Consider the following 26789-nt stretch of genomic DNA (forward strand, 5'->3'; position numbering starts at 1 on the left):
AAGACATTAACCATAGCGCTCCGTTCGCGACGGCGGAACGGGATACAGGTAGCATTGGCTCATCGAGAGAAAAGCGGGTCGGCCTATTTCCATCATCAACGGGATCCCCTCCGGCACCTCAACACCTCGGTGGTTTTGCCAAAGTTCATCACTCAACCCATAGCTCGGCATCCGTGCCCCCTCATCAACTGCATCTTCAACGAAAATCTTCAATGAGAAATGAGAGAGGGATCAAGCTGTTCAAACCGGCCAGCTCCCTGAAAATCATGCGGAAATCTGACTTGTCCCGTTGATTTAGTCTTGATTGAGTTAAGGCTACTGATCGAAATGGGCGGAGCCGGATCGCTCCAAAAGTTGCCGGTACAACATGACAATCTTGTCTTGCACCTCGGATTGGCTCAGGTGATCTGTGTCGATCAAGATGGCATCGGGGGCAGGCCGCAAGGGAGAGATGAGCCGTTCGCTGTCGCGGCGATCCCGCTGCTCGATTTGCGCTTTCAATTCTTCGAGAGGCACCATTTGCCCTTGGGCTTGGAGTTGGTGTTGCCGACGCTGCGCCCGCTCCCCAACAGAAGCGGTCAAGAAAACCTTCAGCTCTGCATCAGGAAAGACGTGGGTGCCGATATCCCGCCCCTCCAAGACAGCACCGCCATCCCGGCCAATGCTGCGTTGCCGCTTCACCAGCTCCTGGCGTACTCCCGGCACTGCCGCCACGTGAGAGACCCAGCGGGTCACTTCCGGAGAGCGAATGGCCTGGGTAATTTCTTCGCCATCGGCCCAGATGCGGGTCGGCTCTGTCGAAGAGGTGCCACTCTGCAGGGTGAGCTGGGTTTGGGCGGCCAGTTGGGTGAGTTGCTCGGCATCGTCCAAAGGGATCCCCCGTTGCAGTGCCAGCCAGGTGATGGCTCGATACATGGCCCCCGTGTCCAAGTACAAAAGCTGCAGCTGGGCGGCTACTGCCCGCGCCACGGTGGATTTTCCGGCTCCAGCCGGGCCGTCGATGGCAATCAGCGGGCGACGCGGGGGAGAGGTCGTGCCGGAAGAGGGCGGTGCCGCATGCTGGACTCTCTCCGGCGAGGGATCCCCTTGCTCTGGGGAAAGGAGCAGGTTGTCGATCAGGCGAGTCTGCCCCACATAGGCAGCAATGGCCAGCAGGCCCTTGTCTTCCACCCGCGGCAGCGGTTGCAGCGTTTGGGGATCCACCAATTCCAGGTATTGCAGTTGCAGCTCTGGGGTATGCTCCAGCTCAGCACGGGCGGCGGCAAGGATCCCTTCTGCTGAGGGATCCCCGGCCTGCCAATGGTCATATCCCCGACGCAAGGCCCGGTACAGCCCGGCAGCCACCTGTCGTTCAGCAGCAGAAAGGTAGCGGTTGCGGGAGCTACAGGCGAGGCCATCGGCTTCTCGCACCGTGGGGCAGGGAACAATCGTGGTGGGTATTTGCAGATCCCGAACCAAACGCTGAATGATCGCCAGTTGCTGGGCGTCTTTTTGGCCGAAGTAGGCCCGCTGCGGCTGCACCAGGTTCAGCAGTTGCAGCACAATGGTGGCTACACCGCGAAAGTGGCCAGGTCGGTGGGGGGCGCAGAGGGTCTGCAGAAGGGATTCGGGGGGCATGACCCAGGTGCGGTCGCTTCCGGTTGCCGGATTGGCTCCCATCTCTTGCGGGTCAGGGGCAAAGACCACATCCACACCTGCTGCCTCGCACAAAGCTCGGTCCCCCTCTTCGTCGCGGGGATAGCGATCCCAGTCTTCGTTGGGGCCAAATTGCAGCGGATTGACGAAAATGCTGACCACCGTGTGGTCACACTCTTGCCGGCAGCGGCGGATTAGGCTGAGATGGCCCTCATGCAGGGATCCCATCGTGGGCACCAAGCCAACTGTGGATCCCCGCCAATCGGCTACCTGCTCCCGCAAAGCAGCAACTGTGCGCAGCCAGTGCATTGCCATGCCACCTCAATCTCTCTCTCCCCTATGGGTTTTCTCCAACCCCCCCAAAGGCTGCTCCTACAGGCCGATCTTGTTGCTGCGTTGATACTGCCTGTAGGCTGCCACGAATAAGCCCGCCAAGGTGACCACTACCATGCCCAAGACGATCCCCAACAAAATCGGCTCGATCACAACACAGACCTCCCAGTTCAAACCTAGATCATGATAAGCCAAGCCCAAACCCATCCTCACCCTTTCCTGTCAAGGGAATTGAGCGGGCATCCTCGAATACAATGCAGGGAATCGGCGAAGCCGTTGAGGTTGCACACCCACAACCCATGAGATCAATTGCCTTGTCCGGGGATGGCGGAGACTTGAAGGGGCGCCTGTCCGAACTGGAAGAGCAACTGCGCCCTTTGGCAGACAAGGCCGTTCCCCTGCTGGTGGCAGACTCCGATCCGGTGCAGGTGTGGGCGGCAGTTTTGACCTGCCAACGCTTGGGGATCCCGCTGTTCCTGGGTAATCCCCACTGGGGAGAACGGGAATGGGGACAGGCTTTGGCGGATATGGGATCCGGCTGGTGCTGGCGCCAGGGCCGACTGGAAGGGGATCCCGCCCCCTTGAATCCGCGCCTGCGAGAGTTGCGGGAAGCTGTGCCCAGCTCCCATTGGCCGCTGATCGGCATCCCCACCGGTGGCTCCGGCGGCCAGATAAAATGGGCCATGCACTCTTGGCTGACCCTCAGCGCCTCGGCCAAAGCCCACCAACAGCACTTTGCCGTTGGGCCTGTACACAGCTATTGCGTTCTGCCCTTGTACCACGTCAGCGGCTTGATGCAGGCAGTCCGCTCCTGGCTGAGCGGTGGGCAGTGGGTTGTCTGGGATTGGAAACGGCAACAGCAGGCCAAGGCTTGGGATCCCCCTTTGCCGGGGAGCTTTCTATCGCTGGTGCCCACTCAGTTGCAACGGCTGTTGCTCAGCGCCCATCCGGGAGTTTTGGAGAGCCTGCGCCAATTTCGGGCCATTTTGGTCGGCGGTGGCCCCACCTGGCCCAGCTTGCGGCAACAGGCCCGGCAACTTCACCTTCCCCTTGCCCTCACCTACGGTATGACCGAGACCGCCTCCCAGGTGTGTACGTTACTGCCAGAAGCCTTTTGGCAAGGGAGCGACAGTCTGGGTCGGCCTCTGCCCCACGCCACGCTCCAGATCCGCAGCGAAAAAGGGGATCCCCTACCCGTCCAGACAGTGGGCTCTATCCACGTCTGGGCCGAATCCCTGGCCCTAGGCTACTACCCCTTGGCGGGGGAGGCTGAGGGCCTGGGCAAGTGGCAACAGCAGGGTTTTGCCCCTGGGGATTGGGGCTACCTCGACTCCCAAGGTCACCTCCATTGGCTGGGTCGAGCCGATGACCTAATCCTAACCGGCGGGGAAAAGGTGATGGCTGCAGAAGTGGAAGGGGAGATCCGAGCCAGCGGCTGGGTGGAAGATGTGTGCGTGTTGGGCCTACCGGATGCCGAATGGGGGCAGCAGGTGGTGGCGGTGGTCGTCCCCAAAACAGGGATCCCGGCAATCCCCAAAGAGCTGGAGATGCACCTGAAGCAACACCTAAGCCGCCAACTGAGTCCCTTCAAGCACCCCAAGCACTGGCTGTGGTGTACGGGGATCCCGCGCAACCCTCAGGGCAAAGTCAACCGCCAACAACTCCGGCAGTGGGCAGCTCAGACGTTGGGGATCCCAACGCAGGCAAGTTAGCGGGATCCCTCCCGAATGCCCAGACGGGCTAAATCTCGCTTGATTTCAAAGGCCAATTCTCGGTTGTGCGGCTCCGTGGCCAAAGCTTTTCTCAAGTAGGCTTCCGCCTGCTGATAGCGCCCCTCGTAGATCAAATGGTTGCCGAAGCGCTGGTAGGCCAACGCCAAGATGTGGATGGCCTCGCTGGAGTTGGGAAACCGTTTCAGCAGCGCCTCCGCCTGGGCCACCGCCGTGGGCAACTTCCGCTCCCGCCAGGCTGCCTTGACGCGGGCAATCCCCTCCTTGAGCCCTTCCGGATTGGGCTGCTCTGCCGATGAGGGGCCTATGCTGCGAATGACCACCCGCCTTTCGCCGGCAGCAGGAGAGCTGGGTGGAGATTGACGTTGTGCAGATTGACGTTGTGCATCGTAGCGCCGCCGCTGCTCAGGGTCGCTCAGCACTTGGTAGGCCTGGTGGATTTGTTGGAAACGCTCTCGGGATCCCTCCCCTGCCACATCAGGGTGAAACTGCCGCGCCAACCGTCGAAACGCCTGTTTAATCTCTTCAATGTCCGCTGCAGGAGATAGGTTCAGGATCGCGTAGTAATCCATAAACAGTGGCGCAACTAAGGGATCGGGAAAAGACCTGGCCAAAAACCAGCTCTAGTCTATCGCTGCGGCCCCGGCTTGACCAAGGGATCCCACCAAGCGCTTGGTTCTCCCGCTTCCCTCAGCAGCAGGGATCCAGTGTTAGACTTTGCCCAAGTTGTTTGGAGCCTCCATTCCGGCCTATCGAGGATCCCTTCCTGTTGCCCAACTTCATTGCAACTTGGCTTTTTTATTTCTATCTGTTATGAGTGAATCGCTTCATCAAGCTCTTGCCAATCGAGATCTAAAACAATTATTGGCCCATTTGCAGCGGGGGGAAGATGTGAATGCTGTCGATGCTCAGGGAATGACTTTGCTTCATAAAGCGACACTCCTTGGCCATCTGGGACTGCTGGACTTGCTCTTAGTATATGGCGCCTCCCCCAATGCCTTAGATCCCACAGGTGCTACCCCTCTCCATTTGGCTGCCGACAGCGGCCAGGTCAAGCTGGTGGAGCGTCTCTTGAGGGCAGGCAGTGATATCAATCTCCCAGATAACCATGGCTATACCCCTCTCCAGCGGGCTGCTTTAACCGATCAGGCGGAGGTAATCGGTCTGCTCATCCAGAAGGGAGCCAACACTGGTCGTGTTCTCCACTGGGCCACAGCCACCGGTCGAAAAAGCATTCTGGCCCGCCTACTATCCAAGGGAGCGCCGGTGGATGCCACTGACGAAACAGGCCGAACCCCTCTGCATGAAGCCGCCACCCGAGGGGATTTGGGCATCGCTCGCTTTCTGCTCTTGTACGGGGCCAATGTGAATGCACGCAACCGATTCGGGGCGACACCGATGCACTGGGCTGCTTGGGAAGGACACATCGAAATCCTGGAGCTTTTGCTGGAAAATGGAGCCGAACTAAACCCTCGCAATGAAGATGGGCATACCCCCTTAGCCTATGCACAAAAACGCCAACACAGGCTGGCTGTCCAATGGTTACAAGATCGAGGAGCAACTCTTTAGCTTAGTATCAAGCTTGGCATAGAGAGTAAAACAAAAGTTAATGAAAATGCTGCTATTTCAAGTCATAGGGTATTTGGTCTTCCTCCCTTCTCATGAGATGGGGTTTGAGAGTGAGGGTAACCCCTACAGAAAAAAGGAGAGAGGCTGTTAGGCTTTCCTCCCTCCAGTCTCTTCGTCGCGGTTAGCGTTAACGCCAGCTAGATTCTAACTGATTCTTCCACCTGATTCAACTTTTTTCTAGAGTTTCTCTTGAGCCCAACATAAATTTTTGAACGACAAAACAAGACATAGGACAGACAGTTTGTCCCAAAAGGTTGGTCTTTTTCCTTAGCTTCTGACAAGTTTGCAAAGGAAACTAGAGCAGCAATCTTTGTATTCGGTCTTGTCTTCCGGTTCCCGAAGCCAGATTGCCCCCTTCCAAAGCCATAACCCTCAGCCGCTGTTGCTCCTTTACACTGCCACCTCCACAGATTGACATGAGCAAGCAAAAAATCTCTCTATCAACTGATTCTGACTCTCATTAGCACAGAACCTTGCTTAGCCTTGGAGAGGAGAAAAAGGGATCCCTGCTGACGCAGATGGCCAGCTCTGCCAGCACAGGATCCCTGCCGCATCCAAGACAAGAGAGGAAGACTGATGGATATGACTCCACCACTCAACTGAGTAACAGCATAGCTTTATTGAGATTGAATTGCAATACCTAGCCAACGTAAGAGGAAATGTTCTTGACAAAACTGCTTCAAGTAGTCGTTTCAAGTTAGGGTGAGACGCTTGGGCTACTGAGGAGAGCCTTCTGATTCCCTGTATTCAAGGCTTTAGGTATGGGTGCAGTGTCCCAGTTTGAATCGAAATGGCCACAAGCAGAGTACCTGGGCTAAAGGGTAATTGGCCAAGATTTGCAGTTTCAGCCCTCTTGAGAGGATAGGTCGCGGAGTTGTGGGCACAGCACAGGTTCAAGGGGGGGTGAGGGGCTGATAGCAGTCGTGGTTCTTATTACCCTCTATTTCAACTGCTCGCGCAGCGGGCCGGAGGCCTTAGCAGGAAGCAACCGGTCGTTTGTTTCACCTTGACGGTGAGATAAATGACTACGCGTTGCGGAACAGTAGGTAACCTCACTGCCATTCAAATGCCGTGGCGGGCGAAAAATCAAACCTTGGCCCAATGGATCCCTAGCCACGATAGCTGAGTCGCCTGGCAGGAGATCGAACCTGACGGCGTTTTCTGCGCCAGCGTTTCCAGCGGGAGACCATCCAGTCGCTTAGGCTGTGGTTCACCGATCCCAGTTCCAACCCCATCCCAATCCAAAAGAGCATCTCGGCGTGAACTTGCAGCAATTGCCAGAGATCGCTGCCCCACACCCAGGGTTGCCACATCCACCAGCCCAACCGGGATCCCAGCCAAGCCCCCAGCAGGCCAGCTCCTCCTGCCCATAGGCTCAAGTACAGCACCCGCACGGCGGTGCCCACAATCGGCCCATGAGACCAAAAGGAGCGATGCCGCATCCACTTGCGGTAGGGCAGCCAAATCCAGCGCAAGAACAGCCAGCGTTGATACTGTCGGGAACAGGTGTCCAGATCTCCAGAAAACATCAGGCCGCTGAACAGATAGGCGGATCCCACAGCCAGGGCAACTGTGGTGCTGTTCCCCAACACACCGGCGGCTAGGGTGATGCCGGGGGCCGTCCAGAGGGTAATGCGATCGTGGGTGGATCCCAGCGGCATAAAGCCAGAGCAACAGTACACGACTGCGGCTCAGTCTACCCGCAAGCAAAGGAGAAAGCCTGCTCCAGCCCTGGGATCGCTCCGCCGGATCTTGAAAAACTTAAGCCTGCTGCTCCCCAGGGATCCCTCGATTCAGGCGATCCAACACCTGCAACTGTCGGTAGAGCATTTCAACCCGTGGCAGATGGATCCCAGCTTGTCGAGCGTACTGCAGGGGGTTGCCGAAGATCACCTGCAGTTCCAGAGGACGTTTGCGCTCATAGTCGATTTTCATGCTGGTGCGGTAGGGGGCCATTTTCTCGGTATTGGTGAGCATTTCTTGGATCAGGGAGTCGGGAAGCAGGCGATCACAAGCTGCAGCTCCCTGTATCACCTCCTGCATCAGCGTTTCCGCCAAAGCACGGGCCTCAGGGTCTCGAATCATTTGCTGAGTATCGGCATTGAACACCACCGAGAGGCCGTTGAAGGGAATATTCCAGACCAACTTCTGCCAGCGGGCCAACATCAAATCTGGTGAGAGCGAAGTCGGGATCCCTGCCCGTTGAAAATCGGCTTGAACTTGTTGAAGGCGGGGCGTGATCCCTTGGGGGGCATAGCCAGGGCCGTACTCTGCCAGCAGCACCGAACCGTAATCCAGATGGTGAATGTGGCCGGGGCCAACCTTATTGGAGCTGATGAAGCAGAGGCCCCCCATGACCCGCTCTGGGCCAACGCAATCGGCAATCTCGGGTTCCACCCCCAGCCCGTTTTGCAACAAGATCACCACGCCATTCTCGGCCAACACAGGCGGGATCAAGTGCGGCAGAAGCGCATTTTGGGTGGCTTTCAAAGCCACGATCACGCCTTCGCAAGCCGGCATGTCCTCCACGGCTGCGTAGGCATTCACCTGGGGCAAATGAAAATCCCCCCAGCAGGACTGCACCCAGAGGCCGCTTTGGCGAACATGGTCATAGTCGCTGTGCAGCAGAAAATGCACCGAAAAGCCCGCCTGTTGCAATTTCGCCCCATAAAATCCTCCCAAAGCGCCCGTGCCCAAAACAGCGTAGCGGCGGGTTTCCGGCAACCAAGACATGGCAGTGAGTTTCGGCAGGTCATCCCCAAAATACCGCACCCCAGCGCTGGCTCAGGGTTTAATCTTTGCTGTTTTGTCTATCAACAGCACCCGCTCTTCTGCATCGGTTTCCCGCAGATGGACTCTCACCATTTGCTCCGGTTCTGTAGAAAGCTGACAACCGCAGTAATCGGGCTGGATGGGGAACTGCCGGTGACCCCGGTCGATCAACACCGCCAATCGCACCCGTTCCGGTCGCCCAAAGTGGTTTAGAGCCTCCAAAGCTGCTCGCACGGTGCGACCGCGAAAGATAACATCATCCACCAGCACCACTTCTTGGCCGGTCAGGTCACGCGGCATTTCGCTGCGATCGGGGGTGCGCAACCCGCCGGCGCTCAAATCGTCGCGGAAAAAAGTGATGTCCAGCTCCCCCACTTGGGGCGGGATCCCCAGCAGAGTGGCAATCCGATCCCGCAGGCGGTAGGCCAGGGGAACTCCCCGGGTGCGAATGCCGATCAACGTCAACTTTTGGAGGTGGGGATGATCCCTGCCGATCGCCTCTGCCAGACCCTCGATCAGCCCGGCCAACTGCTCCGCATCGAAGACCTCGATCTCGGACATGGATCCCTGTCGCCCCCTCGCCAATCGCGGATCTGGTCTGTAGAAGACTTTAACAAAACGCGCGGAATTCCCCACCCTCTGTAGGGTGGCGATGGATAGCGCCACTGGATTTGTGGAGCACTCAGAACTGGGGCAGGTGGGGGTAGGATAACGCATATGGCAACCAGAAGGCAGACCTTTCGACTGTATCCCAGCAAAGCTCAGGAAAAGGCTTTGCTCGAGGCTCGTCGTCTGCACTGCTACCTCTACAACGCCTGTGTCAGCCACCGGGAAACCGAGTACAAGCTCCACCGCCGAACGGTGACCTACCTGGAACAGCAGAACCTACTCCCCGAATTCAAGCAGGTGTGGGTGGAGTTTGCCCAACTGAACTCCCAAGCCCTGCAAGCCACCGTCAAGCGGGTGGATTATGCTTACCAACGGTTTTTCCAAGGACTGAGTAGGAAGCCAAGATTCAAGTCCATTCGCCGGTATTCGGGCTGGACGTATCCTGCCCGGTCGGGGTGGAAGGTCAACAGCACGGGAAAGCATGGCACGGTCACACTCAATGACTTGGGCATTACGCTGAAAATGCGCGGTCAAGCCAAGCATTGGGGCGTGCCAACAACGCTGACTATCGTCTACAAGCCGTCCCGGCGGCAGTGGTTCGCTTCGTTTACGGTCGAGGTGGCGATACCTGAACCTAAGTTTGGTTCACAGTCGGATTTGCAGTACGAGTCCATCGTTGCCTATGACCTGGGTACAGAGACCGCCCTGACGTTGTTTGACGGGGCGGAGTTTCGGGAGATTACTAATCCCCGCTTTACCCAGCGGAGTGAGGAGAAGATTCGCAGAGTCGCCAGACTGAAGCGCAGAAAGCGTGCCCCTAAAAAGGGCGTAAAGGCTTCCAGGAGATGGAAGAAAATTCACCGGCGGGAAGCGCAACTGCAAGCAAAGGCTGCTCGTCAGAGAAGAGACTGGCAACACAAAGTTACGTCAGAGATAGCTCGTCGTTATGACGTCGGCGTAACGGAGAAGTTGCATGTCAAAGGGATGACCCGCAAGGGTGGGAAGCGCAAGGCAGGGCTAAACAAGTCCATTCTGTCGGTGGGGTTTGGTACCCTCAACCGAATGATTACCTACAAAATCGAGCAGAAAGGTGGTTTAGTTCTCATGTTTCCTACGCAAACCCTCAAGCCCTCGCAACGCTGTCCCAAGTGCGGGGCAGTCCACAAGGAGTGGGCGGACTTGAGCAACCGCTATCATGTCTGCTCTGGTTGTGGGTTTGAAATCCCGAGGGATCGGGGCTCGGTGATGGTGATGTACAACGTTGCCACTAATCGGCAACCGGGGTTGGGAACCGGCCTCGTGAGTCTTGGATGCTTCAGCTCTACTTCAAAGTCCTGCGGGGCTATGAAGCACCTGGGGCAGAGGAAGAGACTAAAATCCTGCCGTCAAGGGGATGGGGCATCAGAAACCCCATCCGCCTATGCGGTGGGGTAGTTCATGATAGCCCAACCTGCCGGCGGGATCCCTATCCGGTAAGATAAAACCAGAAGCAATTCTAAAACCAGAAGCAATTCCCAAGCCATGGAGGTTTCCTTGAGGGAGGGATCCACGATGTCTGTTGCTTGGCTGGCTTCGGTTCTGGCGAGGCGGTCTTGGCTGAGCCGTTTCCTGCGGGGGATGGTGCTTTGCGGGCTGATACTCTGCCTGGGGGTTACTCCGCTGGGATCCCCGGCCCAGGCAGAGGACTACACCAAACGAGATCTGCAGGGGGTGAGCTTTGCAGGGCAAGACCTGAGCGGCTGGAAGTTTCTCAAGGCCAACCTGCGCCAAAGCGATCTCAGCCACGTGAAGGCGGCAGGGGCAAACCTATTCGGGGCCAATCTCAGCAAAGCCAACTTGCGCGGGGCCGACCTGCGGGGGGCCACTTTGGACATGGCCAACCTACAGGGTGCGGATCTGCGAGAAGCGCAACTGCAGGACAGCATGATGTGGCTGGCCCGAGTCGAAGGGATCCAAATTGATGGGGCGGATTTCACCAATGCGTTGATACGGCAAGACGCCCTCTCCATCCTTTGCGAACGGGCCACCGGCGTTAACCCTGTAACCGGTCGGGCCACCCGCGACACTCTTGAATGTGACTGATCCTCACCCCCGGCTCTTCTCCCAGAGGGAGAGGGGAGATAGGCAGCAGAACCCATCGCCTCACTGCCCTCTGGAATCCGGATTTTAGGAGCTGGGAGCGGCTGCCTCAGAACGGGTGGGCTTGCGTTGAAACTGGCTGAGCAGCGAATTCCAGGCCAAGCGGGCCATCGACAACAGCCAATTCCCCTCCAACTCCCTAAACAAGTCCATGTTCAGCTTGAAGGCATAATTGGCCTCTGCCACAATGCGGTCGATGGTGGCTTGATCCAGCCCCAACGCATCCAGCTGGGCGCGGTAGCGCTGCTTGAATTTGCCCTCATGAGGGATCTGCTCGAAATCGTAGAAGGCCGTTCCTTCCCCCTGCGGCAAGCCCATGGCCCGGCGGGCGATGTTTTTGAGGATTTGGCCACCCGACAAGTCACCGATGTAGCGGGTGTAGGCGTGAGCGATCAGCAGAAGCGGATCTTTTTCCACCACTTCTCGGATGCGGTTGACATAGACCTGGCAGGCAGGGGAGGGCTTGACCACAGCGCGCCAATTGGGGCCAACAAAATAATTTAAATCCTTCTCCAGGCTGGCCTTGCGCCACAGCTCTGGGTAGTAGAGCCGGCCCACCAGGGGGTGCTCTCGCAGTTGGGCAAAGCCTTCTTCCAAAGCGCTGTAGACAAAGTAGAAATTGCCCAGGTAGCGGCTGTAGGCCCGTTTATCCACCACTCCCTTCAGGAAACACTTGATAAAGGCCATGTTCTCGGCCATGGTGTGGGACTGCTTGGTGCCCTCTCGCAACTGGGCCGACAAGCTGTGGTCCCGGTTATACAGATCACTTTTTTTATTCTGATTGTTCTGACTTTGACTCACAAAACCCTCCTCGCCAACAAACTGTGCTTCATTAGATCACCCGCAGATCACCCGCAAGCCATCCCGAGGTTCCCCCAGCCTGAGAAGCTTTGTAAACCCATTCCCGATCCTTTCTCATGATTGATGGCTCCGCGTCTTGCCCCCTAGCCTGCATCAACAGCGTGCATCTCAAAAGCGACAAAGACCGGCGCCGCGTCCACCCTGGCGACCGGCTGAGCCTGTCAGAACCACCCCTCCGATCCCCACGGTCGACCGGAAATCCGAGCTGGAGCAGCGGATGATCCGTAAAAACGGTCAAAGATTAGAATAATCTGCCTGAGTGTGAATGGATGTGAACAATCCTTAAGGCACGGTGGGAATCGTCCCTGCTCCGGCAGCCAAAAGGGGATCCCCAGCGGTTTTGCCGAGATTTTCCAAGTGAGCCCTCAAGGGATCCGGACAGCCCCTCGACCTTTGTAACGTTCGTTGACGATCGTTGGCGGGGTTTCTATAATGGAAGGCCTGACTGCAGCGCGACCCCTCCCGAGCAACGCATGACACAATTAGCAGTGCCATCCCCTGTCGCTCCTACCTTTCCTGACCTGGTGGAGATTCAGCGGGAGAGTTTCTTGTGGTTTTTGCGAGAAGGGTTTGAAGAGGAGCTTCTCAGCTTTTCCCCCATCGTCGATTACACCGGCAAGCTGGAACTGCATTTCCTGCCCGAATATCGCCCTGGGGATCCCTCCAAAGGGTACAAGATCAACCGCCCCCGCTACGACCCTGAGGAGGCCAAGCGGCGGGATGCCACCTATCAAGCGCAGATCCGGGTGCCCACTCGCCTGATCAACAAAGAGACCGGCGAGATTAAAGACATGGACGTCTTCATCGGCGAACTACCCTTGATGACGGATCGGGGCACCTTCATCATCAACGGCGCCGAGCGGGTGATCGTCAACCAAATTGTGCGCAGCCCCGGCGTCTATTACAAATCGGAGCTGGACAAAAACGGGCGTCGCACCTACAGCGCCAGCCTCATCCCCAACCGCGGTGCCTGGCTGAAGTTCGAGACCGACAAAAACGGCCTGGTGTGGGTGCGCATCGACAAAACCCGCAAGCTCTCGGCGGCAGTTCTGCTGAAAGCCTTGGGCCTGAGCGACTCCGAGATTTACGACAACCTGCGCCACCCCGAATTCTTCCAGAAAACCATGGAGAAAGAGGGGCCCTACACCGAAGAAGAAGCCCTAATGGAGCTGTACCGCAAGTTGCGGCCCGGGGAACCCCCCACTGTATCGGGTGGCCAGCAGTTGCTGGAATCCCGCTTCTTCGACCCCAAACGCTACGATTTGGGCCGGGTAGGGCGCTACAAGCTGAACAAAAAGTTAAATTTGAACGTAGCCGAAAGTGTGCGGGTGCTTACCGTCACCGACATTTTGGCCGTCATCGACTACCTGATCAATTTGGAGTACGACATCGGCCATGTGGACGACATCGACCACCTGGGCAACCGCCGCGTGCGCTCCGTGGGCGAGCTGCTGCAAAACCAGGTGCGGGTGGGCCTGAATCGCCTGGAGCGGATCATCCGAGAACGGATGACAGTCTCCGAGTCGGAAAACCTCACCCCGGCCTCTTTGGTCAACCCCAAACCCTTGGTGGCGGCCATTAAGGAGTTCTTCGGCTCCAGCCAGCTCTCCCAGTTCATGGATCAGACCAATCCCCTGGCGGAGCTGACCCACAAGCGCCGGTTATCTGCCCTGGGCCCCGGCGGCCTAAGTCGGGAACGGGCCGGCTTTGCGGTGCGGGATATCCACCCCAGCCACTACGGCCGCATCTGCCCCATCGAAACTCCAGAAGGCCCCAACGCCGGGTTGATTGGATCCCTGGCCACCCACGCCCGCGTCAACCAGTACGGCTTTATCGAAAGCCCCTATTACCGGGTCGAGAACGGCGTGGTGCGCAAAGATCTGGGCATGGTCTACCTCACTGCCGATGAAGAGGACGAGTACCGCGTAGCCCCTGGGGATGTGCCGGTGGATGCCGAAGGCCGCATCACTGCTGACTTGGTGCCGGTGCGCTACCGCCAGGAGTTCACCACCGCCCACCCCACAGAAGTGCACTACGTCCAAGTGGCGCCGGTGCAGGTCATCTCGGTGGCCACCTCCTTGATCCCCTTCCTGGAGCACGATGACGCCAACCGTGCCTTGATGGGAGCAAACATGCAGCGGCAGGCGGTACCCCTGCTTAAGCCGGATCGGCCCTATGTGGGCACTGGCCTGGAAGCCCAGGCGGCACGCGACTCCGGCATGGTGGTGGTGTCGCGCACCAATGGCGTGGTGACCTATGTCTCTGCCGACGAAATCGTGGTGCGGCCAGACGACGGCGGGGATCCAATTGTCTATCGCCTGCAGAAATACCAGCGCTCCAACCAAGACACCTGCCTCAACCAGCGTCCCCTTGTCTATACGGGGGATCGGGTGGTGGCTGGCCAGGTGCTGGCGGATGGCCCGGCGACCGAAGGGGGCGAGTTGGCTTTGGGCCAAAACGTGTTGGTGGCCTACATGCCCTGGGAGGGCTACAACTACGAAGATGCCATCTTGATCAGCGAGCGGCTGGTCTACGACGATGTCTTTACCTCGGTACACATCGAGAAGCACGAGATCGAGGCCCGGCAAACCAAACTGGGCCCTGAGGAGATTACCCGCGAAATCCCCAACGTGGGGGAAGATGCCCTGCGGGACCTGGATGAGAACGGCATTGTGCGCATTGGGGCTTGGGTGGAGGCCGGCGACATTTTGGTGGGCAAAGTCACCCCCAAAGGGGAGTCGGATCAGCCCCCAGAAGAGCGGCTATTGCGGGCCATTTTCGGGGAAAAGGCTCGGGATGTGCGGGACAACTCGCTGCGGGTGCCCAACGGCGAGCGCGGTCGGGTGGTGGATGTACGCATCTTTACTCGCGAACAGGGGGATGAGCTGCCTCCCGGCGCCAACATGGTGGTGCGGGTCTACATTGCCCTCAAGCGCAAAATCCAGGTGGGGGACAAGATCGCGGGCCGTCACGGCAACAAAGGCATCATCTCCCGCATCTTGCCGATTGAGGACATGCCCTACCTAGCGGACGGCACACCGGTGGATGTGGTGCTCAACCCCTTGGGGGTGCCTTCCCGGATGAACGTGGGCCAAGTGTACGAGTGCCTGCTGGGCTGGGCAGCAGAACATCTGGGAGTGCGCTTCAAGCTGATGCCCTTTGATGAGATGCACGGTTTAGAAGCCTCCCGTCTGACGGTGGAGGCCAAGCTGAGGGAAGCCCGAGAGAAGACCGGCAAGGACTGGATCTTCAACCCGGAAGGCAGGTACTGCGGCAAAATCCAGGTGTTTGATGGTCGCACCGGGGAGCCCTTCGACCAGCCCGTTACGGTGGGCCGCGCCTACATGCTGAAGCTGGTGCACTTGGTGGATGACAAGATCCATGCCCGCTCCACCGGCCCCTATTCTTTGGTGACCCAGCAACCGCTGGGGGGCAAGGCGCAGCAGGGCGGCCAGCGCTTTGGGGAGATGGAGGTGTGGGCTTTGGAGGCGTTTGGGGCAGCCTACATCCTGCAGGAGTTGCTCACCGTCAAGTCCGACGACATGGTGGGGCGCAACGAGGCTCTCAACGCCATTGTCAAGGGCAAGCCGATCCCTCGACCCGGCACGCCGGAGTCCTTCAAGGTGCTGGTACGGGAGTTGCAGTCCCTCTGCCTAGATGTGTCGGTACACAAGGTGGAGGTGGACAGCGAAGGGCAAACCTGCGATGTGGAAGTGGATCTGATGGCCGATACTTCCAACCGTCACACTCCCTCTCGACCCACCTATGAATCGGTTACGGCTGAGGATCTCTCGCCATCACCCGCCTTTACCAGAGTGCTCCGCACCGCTGACGCGAATGCCAGCCGCAGCCTTGAGGAAGATGAGGACGAGGAGGAGGAAGAGGACTTTTGAGGGTTGAGAGCGCTCCCCACCCCTGACGCGAACGTGACGGGGATCCCCTTCAACCCACGAAGGAGGGTGGGGCTTCCCTCTCCTTTGGGTTCAGCAAGCCAGGAGGAAAACGGCGATGGCCAAAACAGAGCAACGCTTTGACTATGTCAAAATCGGCTTGGCTTCTCCAGAACGGATCATGGAGTGGGGCCAGCGCACCCTGCCGAATGGTCAAGTGGTGGGGGAAGTCACCAAGCCCGAGACCATCAATTACCGCACCCTCAAGCCGGAGATGGATGGTCTTTTCTGTGAGCGCATCTTTGGGCCGGCCAAAGACTGGGAATGCCACTGCGGTAAGTACAAGCGGGTACGGCATCGGGGGATCGTCTGCGAGCGCTGTGGGGTGGAGGTGACCGAGTCGCGGGTGCGCCGCCACCGCATGGGCTACATCAAGTTGGCTGCCCCCGTCACCCATGTTTGGTATTTGAAAGGGATCCCCAGCCACATTGCCACGCTGTTGGACATGCCGCTGCGGGATGTGGAGCAAGTGGTATACTTCAACGCCTACGTAGTGGTGGATCCGGGCAATGCCCAGAATCTCTCTTACAAGCAACTGCTGACGGAGGATCAATTCCTCGAGATCGAAGATCAGATGTACGAGGAGGGATCCGAACTGCAACTGCCGGAGAACTGGGCCATGATTGGGGCAGAGGCCATCGAGCGCCTGCTCAAGGATATCGACCTGGAAAAAGAGGCGGAGCAACTGCGGGAGGAGATCACCAGTGCTCGCGGCCAAAAGCGGGCGCGCCTGATCAAGCGGCTGCGGGTAATCGACAACTTCATCGCCACCGGATCCCGTCCGGAGTGGATGGTGTTGCGGGTGCTGCCCGTGATCCCGCCGGATCTGCGCCCCATGGTGCAGTTGGATGGGGGCCGCTTTGCCACCAGCGACCTCAACGATCTCTACCGTCGTGTGATCAACCGCAACAACCGCCTGGCCCGGCTGCAGGAGATCATGGCACCGGAGATCATTGTGCGCAACGAAAAGCGCATGCTCCAGGAGGCGGTGGACGCGCTGATCGACAACGGTCGGCGGGGGCGCGTGGTGGCGGGGGCCAACAACCGTCCCCTCAAGTCCCTCTCCGACATCATCGAAGGCAAACAGGGGCGCTTCCGGCAAAACCTGTTGGGCAAACGGGTGGACTACTCCGGACGTTCGGTGATCGTGGTGGGGCCCAACCTGCGCATGCACCAGTGTGGCCTGCCCAAAGAGATGGCCATCGAGCTGTTCCAGCCCTTTGTCATCCACAAATTGATCAAGCGGGGCATCGTCAACAACATCAAGGCCGCCAAAAAGCTGATCCAAAGCAACGACCCGCAGGTTTGGGATGTGCTGGAGGACGTGATCGACGGCCACCCCGTCTTGCTCAACCGCGCTCCCACGCTGCACCGCCTCGGGATCCAAGCCTTTGAACCGATCCTGGTGGAGGGAAGGGCGATTCAACTTCACCCCTTGGTCTGCCCTGCTTTCAACGCCGACTTCGACGGCGACCAGATGGCGGTGCATGTGCCCCTGTCGTTGGAAGCCCAGGCGGAAGCGCGCCTGCTGATGCTGGCCACCAACAACATCCTCTCCCCGGCCACCGGCGCTCCCATCATCACCCCCAGCCAAGATATGGTGTTGGGGTGCTACTACCTGACGGCGGACAACCCCCACGCGCCAGATATTGGCGATCGCTTCTTCGCCAGCTTGGAAGATGCTCTCATCGCCTACGACCGCGGCGCCATCGGCCTGCACAGCAAGGTCTGGGTGCGCTACCACGGCCCGATGGAGTTGGGCAAGGGCGAAAAAGAGTCCGAGCCGCAAATCATCGAAGAAGCGGGCGGCATCCGCCTCAAGATCACCAACTACCGCCGTATCCGCGAAGATCAAAACGGCAACGTGATCAGCCAGTACATTCGCACCACGCCGGGCCGGATCATTTTTAACAAGACCGTGCAGGATATTTTGTCTGCGTAGTTACCCTCTGCCGTAGGACGGCTCTTCTCTCCCCTTCTCTCTAGCGAGGCATCATGAGCGAAAAAGGACGATTTTCCGCTGGCCTGGCGCGGCAGGCTGCCGACGGCAACAAAGCCGACGCCCCTTTGCCCCCTGTGCCCTTTCGCAACTATCAAATTGGCAAAAAAGAGCTGCGTAACCTGATTGCCTGGTCTTTTGCCCGCTACGGCACAGCCCGCACCGCTCAGATGGCGGATGCTCTGAAGACCCTGGGCTTCAAATACGCCACCCAGGCAGCCGTCTCCATCAGCGTCGAAGATCTGCGCGTTCCCCCCAGCAAGCGGCAGTTGTTGGCGCAAGCGGAAGCCGAAATCGAGGCGGCCACCGAGCGCTACACCCGCGGGGAAATCACAGAGGTGGAGCGCTACCAAAAGGTGATCGACACCTGGAACCAAACCAACGACCAGATCAAGGAGGAGATGCTCAGCAACTTCCGCCAGAACGATCCCCTCAACTCCGTCTACATGATGGCCAACTCGGGGGCAAGGGGGAATGTCTCCCAGGTGCGGCAGTTGGTGGGCATGCGCGGCCTGATGGCCAACCCCCAGGGGGAGATCATCGATTTGCCCATCAAAACCAATTTCCGCGAGGGCCTGACCGTTACCGAGTACATCATCTCTTCCTATGGGGCCCGCAAGGGCTTGGTGGATACGGCCCTGCGCACCGCCGACTCTGGCTACCTCACCCGCCGCTTGGTGGATGTGTCTCAGGATGTGATCGTGCGGGAATCTGACTGCGGCACTGAGCAGGGCATCCTTCTGGAATACCTGATGGATGGGGACAAGGTGGTGGTGTCTCTGGAAGAGCGCTTGGTGGGCCGAGTGTTGGCGCGCGACGTGGTGCATCCACAAACCCAGGAGATCCTCGCCCGCCGCAACCAAGAGGTGGATCACGACCTGGCCAAGACGATTGTGGAGGCCGGCATCCGCCAGGTGATGGTGCGTTCTCCCCTCACCTGTGAAGCCAACCGCTCCGTGTGCCGGATGTGTTATGGCTGGAGCTTGGCCCACTCCCGCCTGGTGGATCTGGGGGAAGCGGTCGGGATCATCGCCGCCCAATCGATTGGGGAGCCGGGCACCCAGTTGACCATGCGCACCTTCCACACGGGAGGCGTGTTTACAGGGGAGGTGGCCCGCCAAATTCGCGCCCCCTTTGCGGGTGTGGTGCGGTTCCCGAAAAATCTGCGCACCCGCCCCTTCCGTACCCGCCACGGCGACGATGCTCTACAAGTGGAGGTAAACAACCAAATCATCTTGGAAGGCCCAGACGGTCAACGGGAGTCCTTCGACATGACTCAGGGATCCACCCTGCTGGTGCGGGACGGAGCCCAGGTGCAGCGGGATCAGTTGATTGCAGAGGTGTCCCTGGCCAAGGCCAGCCGTAAGAGCACCGAGAAAGCCCAGAAAGAGGTGGTGGCCGACCTGGCTGGAGAAATTCGCTTTGCCGATCTGCCCATCGAGGAGAAGACTGACCGCCAGGGTAACACCACCTACACTGCCCAGCGGCAGGGATTGATCTGGGTGATGTCTGGACAGGTGTACAACCTGCCTCCGGGGGCCGAGCCGGTGGTGAAAAACGGGGATCGGGTGCAGGCGGGGGATGTGATCGCCGAAACCTCGCTGGTGACGGAGCATGGCGGCATTGTGCGGCTACCGGAGCGCAGCGACACCAGAAGTGGGCGCGAGGTGGAGATCATCAACGCTTCGGTGGTGTTGCGGGAAGCACGGGTACGGGTGGAATCCCACCAGGGGCGGGAACAATTTTTGCTGGACACTTCCAGTGGGCAGACCTTTGTTCTCAAGGCTACTCCGGGCACCAAAGTGGGCAACGATGAGGTGGTGGCGGAGCTGATCGACAACCACTTCCGCAGTCAGACGGGAGGCTTGGTGAAGTTCGCCGGCATTGAGGTGGCACGGCGCGGCAAGGCCAAGCAAGGTTACGAAGTCATCCAGGGCGGCACCCTGCTGTGGATCCCAGAAGAGACCCACGAGGTGAACAAGGACATCTCCCTGCTGAACGTGGACGATGGCCAGTATGTGGAAGCAGGCACTGAGGTGGTGAAAGACATCTTTTGCCAGAATGCCGGTGTTGTCGAAGTCATCCAGAAGAACGACATTCTGCGGGAGATTGTCATCAAGCCGGGATCCCTGCATCTGGTGGACAACCCCGCCGACTTGGAAGTGAAAAGTGGCACCCTAATCCAGCCAGGGCAACCGGTGCTCAGCAGCATCGTTCCCGACCGACTGGTCTACCTGGAACACGTGGAAACTCCCGAAGGCCCAGGCTTGCTGCTGCGTCCGGTGCAGGAGTACGAGATCCCCGACCGGCCCTTGGTGCCCACTCAAGAGTCCACCAGCGAGTCCGGTCGCTCCATTCGTCTGCGGGCGGTGCAGCGGGTTCCCTTCAAAGATGGGGAGCGGGTGAAGTCGGTAGGCCCTGTAGAGCTCCTGCGCACCCAACTGGTGCTGGAAATCGATACCGACGCCCCACAACTGAAGGCCGATATCGAGCTGATCCAAGATGAGAAGGATCCAGATATTCGCCGCCTGCAACTGGTGATTCTGGAAACCCTGTTGCTGCGCCGCGACGTGGAAGCGGATCTGACGCAGGGGAGTACCCACACGCGGCTGTTGGTGAAGGAAAGAGACTCCATCGCCAGCGGAGATGTTATCGCCCGCACCGAAATCCAAGCCAAAAAGGCCGGGATCGTCCAAGGGATCCGCCAGGGAGCGGAAGTGGTGCGGCGGGTGCTGGTGATTACCGACGACGATCTGGTGCAGGTGCCCCTGACAGGTTCAGCCAGCGTGGCGGTAGGGGCGCTGGTGCGGGCTGGGGACGAGCTTGCTCCCGGGATCCCTTCTCCACAGTCGGGACAGGTGATGCAGATAACGGACGGCCAAGTCCTGTTGCGGATGGCGCGGCCCTACTTGGTTTCTGCGGGTGCCATCCTGCAGGTACGAGATGGCGATCTGGTGCAGCGGGGGGATTCCCTGGCCCTCCTGGTGTTTGAGCGGGCCAAGACGGGGGACATCATCCAGGGTCTGCCGCGGATTGAGGAGCTGCTGGAGGCCCGCAAGCCCAAGGAAATGTGTGTGCTGGCCAAGCGGCCCGGCACCGTTCAACTGAGCTGGCGGGGAGAAGAGCCAGATCTCAAGGTCATCGAAGCCGATGGCACCGTTAGAGACTATCCTGGGCTGCCGGGGCAGAGCTTAATCGTGGTAGATGGACAGCCGGTGGGGGTGGGGGATCCCCTTACCGATGGCCCTGCCAACCCCCACGACCTCTTGGAGATCTACTACGAGTACCATCGCCAAACCTTGGGAGATGACCAAGCCGCACGGTTGGCTCTGCGGGAGGTGCAGCGCTTCTTTGTCAACGAAGTGCAGAACGTCTACCGCTCCCAGGGGGTGGAGATCTCCGACAAACACATCGAGATCGTGGTGCGCCAGATGACCTCCAAGGTGCGGGTGGATGATGGCGGCGACACCATCCTGCTGCCGGGCGAGCTGGTGGAGTTGCGGGAAATCCAGCAGACCAACGCCACCATGGCCATTACTGGAGGAGCGCCGGCCAAATACACGCCCGTCCTGCTGGGGATCACCAAGGCCAGCTTGAATACCGACAGCTTCATCTCAGCGGCCAGCTTCCAGGAAACCACCCGCGTGCTTACAGAGGCGGCCATCGAGGGCAAATCCGACTGGCTGCGCGGGTTGAAAGAAAACGTGATCATCGGGCGCCTGATCCCGGCAGGCACGGGCTTCACCACCTACGAGGAGATTGCCGCCGAGCCGGAGCCTGACGAAGAGGAGGAAGAGCCTGCGGTGTTGCCGGAGCTGCCGCCTCGTTTGATCTTGGAAGATGATCAATTGATCGACGATTCCACCCCTGCCTTCGACGAGCTAGAGGAGGATGACGACGAGGAGGAGGAGTAGGGCGCTGGGGATCCAGGATTGGGCCACTTTGCAAGCTGAAATCGTCAGTTGCTGCCGCTGTCCCCGCTTGGTGGCTTGGCGAGAGTCAGTCGCCCTTCAGAAGGTGGCCCGTTTTCGGGAGCAGTCCTACTGGGGCAAGCCCGTTCCGGGATTTGGGGATCCGCAGGCGCGGCTGTGGGTGATCGGGTTGGCGCCGGCAGCCCATGGGGGCAACCGCACCGGGCGCGTGTTTACCGGGGATCCCAGCGGGGACTGGCTGTTTCGCGCCCTGTACCGAGCCGGGTTTGCCAATCAGCCCACCTCTACCCACCGAGAGGATGGCCTGCAATTGCAGGATTGCTACATCTCGGCAGTGGTGCGCTGTGTGCCCCCGGAGAACCGCCCCACCGCCATAGAAGCCAAGACCTGCCTGGGCTACCTGAAGCAAGAGCTGGAGCTGCTAACCCAGGTGCGAGTGATCCTGACGTTGGGGCATTTTGCCTTCCAACACGCTCTGACGCTCTTGCCACCTCTCAGGCTCCGTCCCCGCTTTGGCCACAACTGCGTTATTCCCCTGGCAGAGGGTCGCTATTTGCTGGCGTCTTACCATCCCAGCCGGCGCAACACGGCCACACGGCTGCTGACGGAGCCGATGTTGGATGCCGTTTTCGCGCAAGCCCAGCAGTTGCTGTCTGGTAAGCCAGCCCGACCGGCTGAGGATTAGGCGGGTTGCCAAGATTCGAGGCGATAGGCACTGTCCCAAAACAGCCATTCCAACCGGGAGGCAGTGACAAAAGCTGCCCTCATCTTTTCCCGCAGCGGTTCTGTAGCCTGCTGAGCGACGGAGTCGGTGATGTCCAAAGCCTGCTGCACCACTTGGGCAAATTCTTCCCCGGCGTAGGTGTCGATCCACTGTTGGTAGGGATTGTCAGGCTGCGCGGTGCGATAGATGGTGGATCCCACCTCTCGGTAGATCCAAAAGCAGGGCAGCACAGCGGCAATGGCCACCTCATAGGGATCCACAGCCGCCGCAGCCAACAAAAAACGGGTATAGGCGAAGCAGGCAGGGGCATAGGCTGTTTCGGGTTGAATGTCGTAGAGGCGAAAATAGCTTTCGTGCAGGCTGCGTTCGGCCACAATGGCTCCCAGGGCAAAGTTCAAGAAACTCACCACCTGCTCAGCCCCTTCGGAACGAGCTCCAATCAAGGCCAGGGCGCGGGCAAAGTCGGTGAGATAAAGAGCATCCTGCTGCAAGTAAAACTGGAACCGCTGCCGCGATAGGCTGCCCGCTGCCAACTCTCGGTTGAAGGGGTGATCGAGGATTTGCTTGTAGATGGGCTGAATGGCTTGCCAAAGGTGGGCAGTAAAGGACTGGGGCATGGCGACCGTCTCTCGGCGTTTGGTCTTCAGCTAGAAATTGCAGGAGCCCCGCACTGTACCTATAAAGTCAGTGTTGGGAGGAATGCTATAATAATACTGCGGGCACCAGAAACGGTTTTTTTTAAGGCACTGGTAACGGTCGATTGGGGGTGCAGTAAACCACCCCAGAGGCTCGTGGTTGGCTTGCTAACTGCAGGGCTACTAAAAGCCCGCTCCGTACCGCCTAGCGGTTGGTGTCGGGTAGTTTACTCGATTGGTGATTGACCTGACCAGGGCCAGCACCTCTGCTGGGGCTGAGGCTTTCTTCATTTTGAATCTCAATTAGGCTTCGGGCATGAGGGGGCGGAACCCATGCTTGCGGGAAAGCTGCCCGATCAGATCCAATTTCTCAAGGGTGATCAAATTACGGCCCCAACTGAAATTGGTGTACAGCCCCTCAAACTCCAGCAGCATGGATTCAGCAAAGCAGGCAAAAAGCTGACGGGCCGGGTTGGCCACATTCAAAAACTGCATGATGTTCCATTCAATATCCAAAGAGTGCTCCACCATCCCCCCGTCAATGACGTAGAGTCCCTTTCGCTGCAAGCTGGAGGCGATGTTCTTTGGGTAGCCACCGTCGATGATGACACAGGGATCCGGCAAAACTTGGGGATCGAGGGCCATGCCTTGGCTCATGCTGGCCACCCAAACGATAAAGTCAGCGCGGGGCAGGGCCTCTTCCAGCGAAGAGATCTCCCCCTGCTTGAGCTTGGCCTGCAATTCCTCCAGACGCCGTCGCTCTCGGGCGATGAGCAACAATTTGCCCAAGTGAGTGTGGGCCACCAACCATTGACAAATGGCGCTGCCGATATCTCCGGTCGCCCCCACCACCGCAACCGTAGCGGCTGCCAAGTCCATGGCGTAGCGCTGGGCCGCCAACTGCAGTTGCTGACAGATGATGTAGGCCGTGTGGGTATTGCCGGTGGTAAAGCGTTGGATCTCCAAGTCAATGTTGCGGACTCGCCGGAGACTGTCGAGGCGAAAAGTCTCGAAAATGATGCTGCTGAATCCCCCCAAAGCAGTAATGTTCAAGCCGCGCCGCTGGGCTAGGGCCATGGCATTCAACACTTTCCGACAAGCTGCCTTCACCCGTCCCCCCGCCAACATCTCCGGCAAGAAACAGGATTCGACGTACTGCCCATAAATCTTTTGGCCGGTGATGCTGGTTACCGTGATCTCGTCCACCACCTGAGGGGGAGCCATGCACCAGAACTCCAGGTCGCTCTCCGCATATTCGGAATAACCCAGCTTGTCTGCCACCCGCTTCGCATGGGCCAGGCTGGTCAAGTGCCCAATCAGGCCGAACATAAAGGTTTACCCGCTTGGATAACTGATGGATCCCATCAAAACATGTCCATACCCGCCTGTAGCCAGCCTAGAACTGCAGTCCGCCGGCAGAGGATGAATGCTGAGGTGGGTCATGCTGCCCGCAAACCCTGGGCAGAGAGGCGCATCACCTCGCGGGTGCTGAAGCCGATGTTGGCCAGCGCCTCTCCATAGGCAATCATAAAATCCTCGACGATGGCCTCGCGATCCATATAGATGGCTTCTACATCCTGGTCCACCTGCTGCAGCATCTGCCAGACCAAGGGCAGGTTCTGGGCGTTGGCCGCTTCGATCTGCCCTTTGACCTCGCCAAAATGCTCCCCTAGCCAGCGCTCGCCAAAATTGAGGTGCAGATATTCATCCTTGACCACCCCCTCGGTGATCTTGCGGGCAAACTCATCGGCGACGGGGATGTAAATGTTGTAGGCGGCAATGGCAAAGCATTCGATGATCAGGGACTGAATGACCAAGCAGGCAACCAGATCTCCGGCTGCTGCCGCTTTTTGGAAATTGTTGCGCAAAGGGGCGAAGAAAGTGCGGGCAAACTCCCTATCCGGCTCTACCTGCAGGTTTTTGCCGCAGGATTGAAAGCCTTTCATGTGCCGCAATTCCATCTTGGCCAGCTTGTGCAGCTCCTCTGCCCCTTCCGGCAACATCTCGGCCAGCTTGAGGTAGTTGTCGTGGGCTTCTTGTTCCCCTTCGATCACAATGCCGTTGATGCGAGAGTAGGCCTGCCGGTAAACCGCGCTGCCATAGTCCAAGGTGGTGCCACCCTCATCGGCTAAAGGCTGGGGGGTATTGGGCAGGACGTTCACTGGGGCCATACTCATGCATCTCCTCTCGGTGTTGTTTGGGTGTTGTTGATTGTCTATGCTGACTCGACAATCGCCTCGATTGCAGTTGAATCGCTCTCTTAATCAGAATAGCTGTAGCTGTCGCAGAATTGGCGGGATTCCTTTTGCGGAATGATAGGGGTCTGCTAGGGTGAGGGTTCGAGTGCCGTTGTGGAGCCTGCTGTATGTCTGCTCTTGGGGATGGCCTGAACCAACTGCGCCAGTTGCTGGTGGAGCTGGAGGAACGATCCCTCGATCAGCCGATTGGCAGTGCCGAGGAGGTGTTGCAGGCCATTGAGCTAGCCACGGCTTTTGAGCTGTTTGAGGCGGAGAGCAGCGGTTTGCTGCTGCAGATTGTGGCCAATCTCTGGGATCGGGTACGGCAGCAGGATTTGTCTCCAGGGGAGATTCAGACGGTATCGGAGAAGTTGCGGGCGGTGGGCTATACCGATGCCGAAATTCAGGAGATCCTGGACTTGGAGCCGGAGGACTAGCCCCATTTCCCCCTCTAGGCTTGAACCATGCCCAGCTCCACCGGTGTAACACCCGCTTCCATCTGAGTGGTGGCGTCGTAGCAGGCCCCTCGCAGGTTGGCCAGCTTGAGTTTGCACTGGGCAAGAAGGGCTCCTCTCAAGTTGGCCCCGGTGAGATTGGCCCCTGCCAGGTCCGCTTGGCTGAGATCGGCTTCGCTCAAGTCCGCTTCGGCCAGGTTGGCCCCACGCAAGTTGGCTCCTTGCAATCGGGATCCCTGCAGCTTGGCTTTCTCTAGGTTGGCCAGCCGCAGGTTGGATCCCTGCAGATCCGCTTGGCTGAGGTCGGCGCCGCTCAGGTAGGCCCGCTCCAGGTTGGCAGAGGCCAGCTTTGCCTGGCGGAGAATGGATCCCCCCAAGTCGATCCCGGCCAAGTCGGCCCCGGCCAGATCAGCTCCGGCCAGTTGGCTGTTGCTGAAGTCCCGCTCACCGCTGCCGTAGCGTTGCAACAGGTCTGCTCCAGTTTCCACCATCGCTGTTTTCCACACCAGACGAATGGATCCTACCTAGGAATAGAAGGGCCGCCAAGAGCACGCTAGGATAGGCGCAAGCCGTTTTCCGGGATCCCCCCTTATGAGCTTGCCCCGTGTGCCCCGAACTCGACCTCGCCCCAAGCTGCGCTCGATCCCTCGCCGCCAAACCGAATCCGCCCTCTATGCCGAAATGCAGCAGCTCACTGTCGAAAAGCAGCGGCTCAACCAAGAGCTAGAGTTTATTCGAGAGCGGCAAGGGCAAATCCACGCGCGACTTCAGGAAATCGAGCAGGCCATGCAACACCTTCAGCAGGAGGCAAAAGCCTTTCGGGATCCCGCTCCTGCCTCTGAACCCGCCCAGCTCAGATCCCGCCCTTCCCGCTTCCCGCCCATGACCTTCGAGTATTGAGGGATCCTATAAATCTCAAAGAAGACCCAAGATTCAAAGCAGACCTAAGCAACAAGTCAGCTAGAAATCGCAGGAGCCCCGCACTGTACCCGTAGGGTCAGTGCCGGGAGGAATGCGAGGTTACAATAGAACTATGACCCAAGCCCTGACCGTATCCTGCAAGCTCAAGGTGTCCCAGTCGCAAGCCGCAAAGTTGGATGCGACAATGGATGCCTTTGTGCAGGCGTTGAACTGGGTCAACCAAAACAC

22 protein-coding genes and 1 pseudogene are annotated in these 26789 nt (G+C 58.8%); 11 read left to right on the forward strand and 12 right to left on the reverse strand.

The window, feature by feature from the left end:
- Positions 1-6: 6 nt before the first annotated feature.
- The 3 genes from ACVWXZ_RS11935 to petG all read right to left on the reverse strand — a co-directional run bounded on the left by ACVWXZ_RS11935 (position 7) and on the right by petG (position 2121).
- Positions 7-171, reverse strand: coding sequence for a hypothetical protein (locus tag ACVWXZ_RS11935; protein WP_187147237.1), 165 nt, complete (start codon positions 169-171; stop codon positions 7-9).
- 144 nt (positions 172-315) lie between these two features.
- A complete protein-coding gene (locus ACVWXZ_RS11940) occupies positions 316-1944 on the reverse strand; it encodes a bifunctional pantoate--beta-alanine ligase/(d)CMP kinase (RefSeq protein WP_457482557.1) in 1629 nt (542 codons plus the stop codon).
- A gap of 63 nt (positions 1945-2007) precedes the next feature.
- Positions 2008-2121 (reverse strand): cytochrome b6-f complex subunit V, encoded by a 114-nt coding sequence (gene petG, locus ACVWXZ_RS11945; RefSeq protein ID WP_011433989.1) that lies wholly within the window; start codon positions 2119-2121, stop codon positions 2008-2010.
- A 146-nt stretch (positions 2122-2267) separates the two neighbouring features.
- Here petG and ACVWXZ_RS11950 point away from each other — a divergent pair, with 146 nt between their 5' ends.
- A complete protein-coding gene (locus ACVWXZ_RS11950) occupies positions 2268-3680 on the forward strand; it encodes a 2-succinylbenzoate--CoA ligase (protein WP_457439910.1) in 1413 nt (470 codons plus the stop codon).
- On the opposite strand, the gene ACVWXZ_RS11955 is transcribed toward ACVWXZ_RS11950, so the two are convergent.
- Positions 3677-4270, reverse strand: coding sequence for a J domain-containing protein (locus ACVWXZ_RS11955; RefSeq protein WP_011433991.1), 594 nt, complete (start codon positions 4268-4270; stop codon positions 3677-3679). The genes ACVWXZ_RS11950 and ACVWXZ_RS11955 overlap by 4 nt on opposite strands.
- 241 nt (positions 4271-4511) lie before the next feature.
- Here ACVWXZ_RS11955 and ACVWXZ_RS11960 point away from each other — a divergent pair, with 241 nt between their 5' ends.
- The gene (locus ACVWXZ_RS11960) at positions 4512-5267 is read left to right on the forward strand and encodes an ankyrin repeat domain-containing protein (protein ID WP_457403065.1); all 756 of its coding nucleotides are present in this window, start codon (positions 4512-4514) and stop codon (positions 5265-5267) included.
- A 1169-nt stretch (positions 5268-6436) separates the two neighbouring features.
- Here ACVWXZ_RS11960 and ACVWXZ_RS11965 read toward each other — a convergent pair.
- The 3 genes from ACVWXZ_RS11965 to pyrR form a co-directional block, all read right to left on the reverse strand.
- On the reverse strand, positions 6437-7009 hold the full coding sequence (locus ACVWXZ_RS11965; RefSeq protein ID WP_414341609.1) for a metal-binding protein: 573 nt from the start codon (positions 7007-7009) through the stop codon (positions 6437-6439).
- A 79-nt stretch (positions 7010-7088) separates the two neighbouring features.
- Positions 7089-8060 (reverse strand): putative 2-dehydropantoate 2-reductase, encoded by a 972-nt coding sequence (locus ACVWXZ_RS11970; RefSeq protein ID WP_414341611.1) that lies wholly within the window; start codon positions 8058-8060, stop codon positions 7089-7091.
- A 51-nt stretch (positions 8061-8111) separates the two neighbouring features.
- Positions 8112-8660, reverse strand: coding sequence for a bifunctional pyr operon transcriptional regulator/uracil phosphoribosyltransferase PyrR (gene pyrR / locus ACVWXZ_RS11975; protein WP_414341613.1), 549 nt, complete (start codon positions 8658-8660; stop codon positions 8112-8114).
- 156 nt (positions 8661-8816) lie between these two features.
- Here pyrR and ACVWXZ_RS11980 point away from each other — a divergent pair, with 156 nt between their 5' ends.
- Positions 8817-10142, forward strand: coding sequence for an RNA-guided endonuclease InsQ/TnpB family protein (locus tag ACVWXZ_RS11980; RefSeq protein ID WP_457403067.1), 1326 nt, complete (start codon positions 8817-8819; stop codon positions 10140-10142).
- A gap of 117 nt (positions 10143-10259) precedes the next feature.
- The gene (locus ACVWXZ_RS11985; RefSeq protein WP_414356737.1) at positions 10260-10790 is read left to right on the forward strand and encodes a pentapeptide repeat-containing protein; all 531 of its coding nucleotides are present in this window, start codon (positions 10260-10262) and stop codon (positions 10788-10790) included.
- Between the two features lie 84 nt (positions 10791-10874).
- Here the strand turns inward: ACVWXZ_RS11985 and ACVWXZ_RS11990 are convergent, their stop codons facing one another.
- Positions 10875-11588 carry a biliverdin-producing heme oxygenase gene (locus tag ACVWXZ_RS11990; protein ID WP_414388678.1) on the reverse strand — a complete coding sequence of 238 codons (714 nt, stop codon included), beginning with the start codon at positions 11586-11588 and terminating at the stop codon, positions 10875-10877.
- A gap of 593 nt (positions 11589-12181) precedes the next feature.
- Between ACVWXZ_RS11990 and rpoB the strand changes: the two genes are divergently transcribed.
- The 4 genes from rpoB (at position 12182) to ACVWXZ_RS12010 (ending at position 22274) form a co-directional block, all read left to right on the forward strand.
- Positions 12182-15601, forward strand: coding sequence for a DNA-directed RNA polymerase subunit beta (gene rpoB / locus ACVWXZ_RS11995; RefSeq protein ID WP_457441578.1), 3420 nt, complete (start codon positions 12182-12184; stop codon positions 15599-15601).
- Positions 15602-15716: 115 nt separating this feature from the next.
- Positions 15717-17600: a DNA-directed RNA polymerase subunit gamma gene (locus tag ACVWXZ_RS12000; protein WP_457441576.1), complete on the forward strand. Its 1884-nt coding sequence runs from the start codon at positions 15717-15719 to the stop codon at positions 17598-17600.
- A 53-nt stretch (positions 17601-17653) separates the two neighbouring features.
- Positions 17654-21571 (forward strand): DNA-directed RNA polymerase subunit beta', encoded by a 3918-nt coding sequence (locus tag ACVWXZ_RS12005; protein WP_457482556.1) that lies wholly within the window; start codon positions 17654-17656, stop codon positions 21569-21571.
- Positions 21549-22274 (forward strand): uracil-DNA glycosylase, encoded by a 726-nt coding sequence (locus ACVWXZ_RS12010; protein WP_457403070.1) that lies wholly within the window; start codon positions 21549-21551, stop codon positions 22272-22274. The genes ACVWXZ_RS12005 and ACVWXZ_RS12010 overlap by 23 nt, the downstream gene beginning before the upstream one ends.
- Here ACVWXZ_RS12010 and tenA read toward each other — a convergent pair.
- The 3 genes from tenA to ACVWXZ_RS12025 all read right to left on the reverse strand — a co-directional run bounded on the left by tenA (position 22271) and on the right by ACVWXZ_RS12025 (position 25119).
- On the reverse strand, positions 22271-22930 hold the full coding sequence (gene tenA / locus ACVWXZ_RS12015) for a thiaminase II (RefSeq protein WP_414416477.1): 660 nt from the start codon (positions 22928-22930) through the stop codon (positions 22271-22273). The two genes, ACVWXZ_RS12010 and tenA, sit on opposite strands and share 4 nt — an antisense overlap.
- A 321-nt stretch (positions 22931-23251) precedes the next feature.
- Positions 23252-24277 carry a long-chain acyl-[acyl-carrier-protein] reductase gene (locus tag ACVWXZ_RS12020; protein ID WP_011434004.1) on the reverse strand — a complete coding sequence of 342 codons (1026 nt, stop codon included), beginning with the start codon at positions 24275-24277 and terminating at the stop codon, positions 23252-23254.
- A gap of 110 nt (positions 24278-24387) precedes the next feature.
- A complete protein-coding gene (locus tag ACVWXZ_RS12025; RefSeq protein ID WP_457403110.1) occupies positions 24388-25119 on the reverse strand; it encodes an aldehyde oxygenase (deformylating) in 732 nt (243 codons plus the stop codon).
- Between the two features lie 194 nt (positions 25120-25313).
- Between ACVWXZ_RS12025 and ACVWXZ_RS12030 the strand changes: the two genes are divergently transcribed.
- A complete protein-coding gene (locus ACVWXZ_RS12030; protein ID WP_414330858.1) occupies positions 25314-25622 on the forward strand; it encodes a hypothetical protein in 309 nt (102 codons plus the stop codon).
- 14 nt (positions 25623-25636) lie between these two features.
- Here ACVWXZ_RS12030 and ACVWXZ_RS12035 read toward each other — a convergent pair whose 3' ends face one another.
- Positions 25637-26131, reverse strand: coding sequence for a pentapeptide repeat-containing protein (locus ACVWXZ_RS12035; protein WP_041436747.1), 495 nt, complete (start codon positions 26129-26131; stop codon positions 25637-25639).
- Positions 26132-26231: 100 nt separating this feature from the next.
- Here ACVWXZ_RS12035 and ACVWXZ_RS12040 point away from each other — a divergent pair, with 100 nt between their 5' ends.
- Positions 26232-26540 (forward strand): gas vesicle protein GvpV, encoded by a 309-nt coding sequence (locus tag ACVWXZ_RS12040; RefSeq protein WP_238376787.1) that lies wholly within the window; start codon positions 26232-26234, stop codon positions 26538-26540.
- A gap of 133 nt (positions 26541-26673) precedes the next feature.
- A pseudogene (locus tag ACVWXZ_RS12045) lies at positions 26674-26789 on the forward strand (RNA-guided endonuclease TnpB family protein); the annotation flags it as partial.

Source organism: Thermostichus sp. MS-CIW-38 (assembly GCF_054058415.1).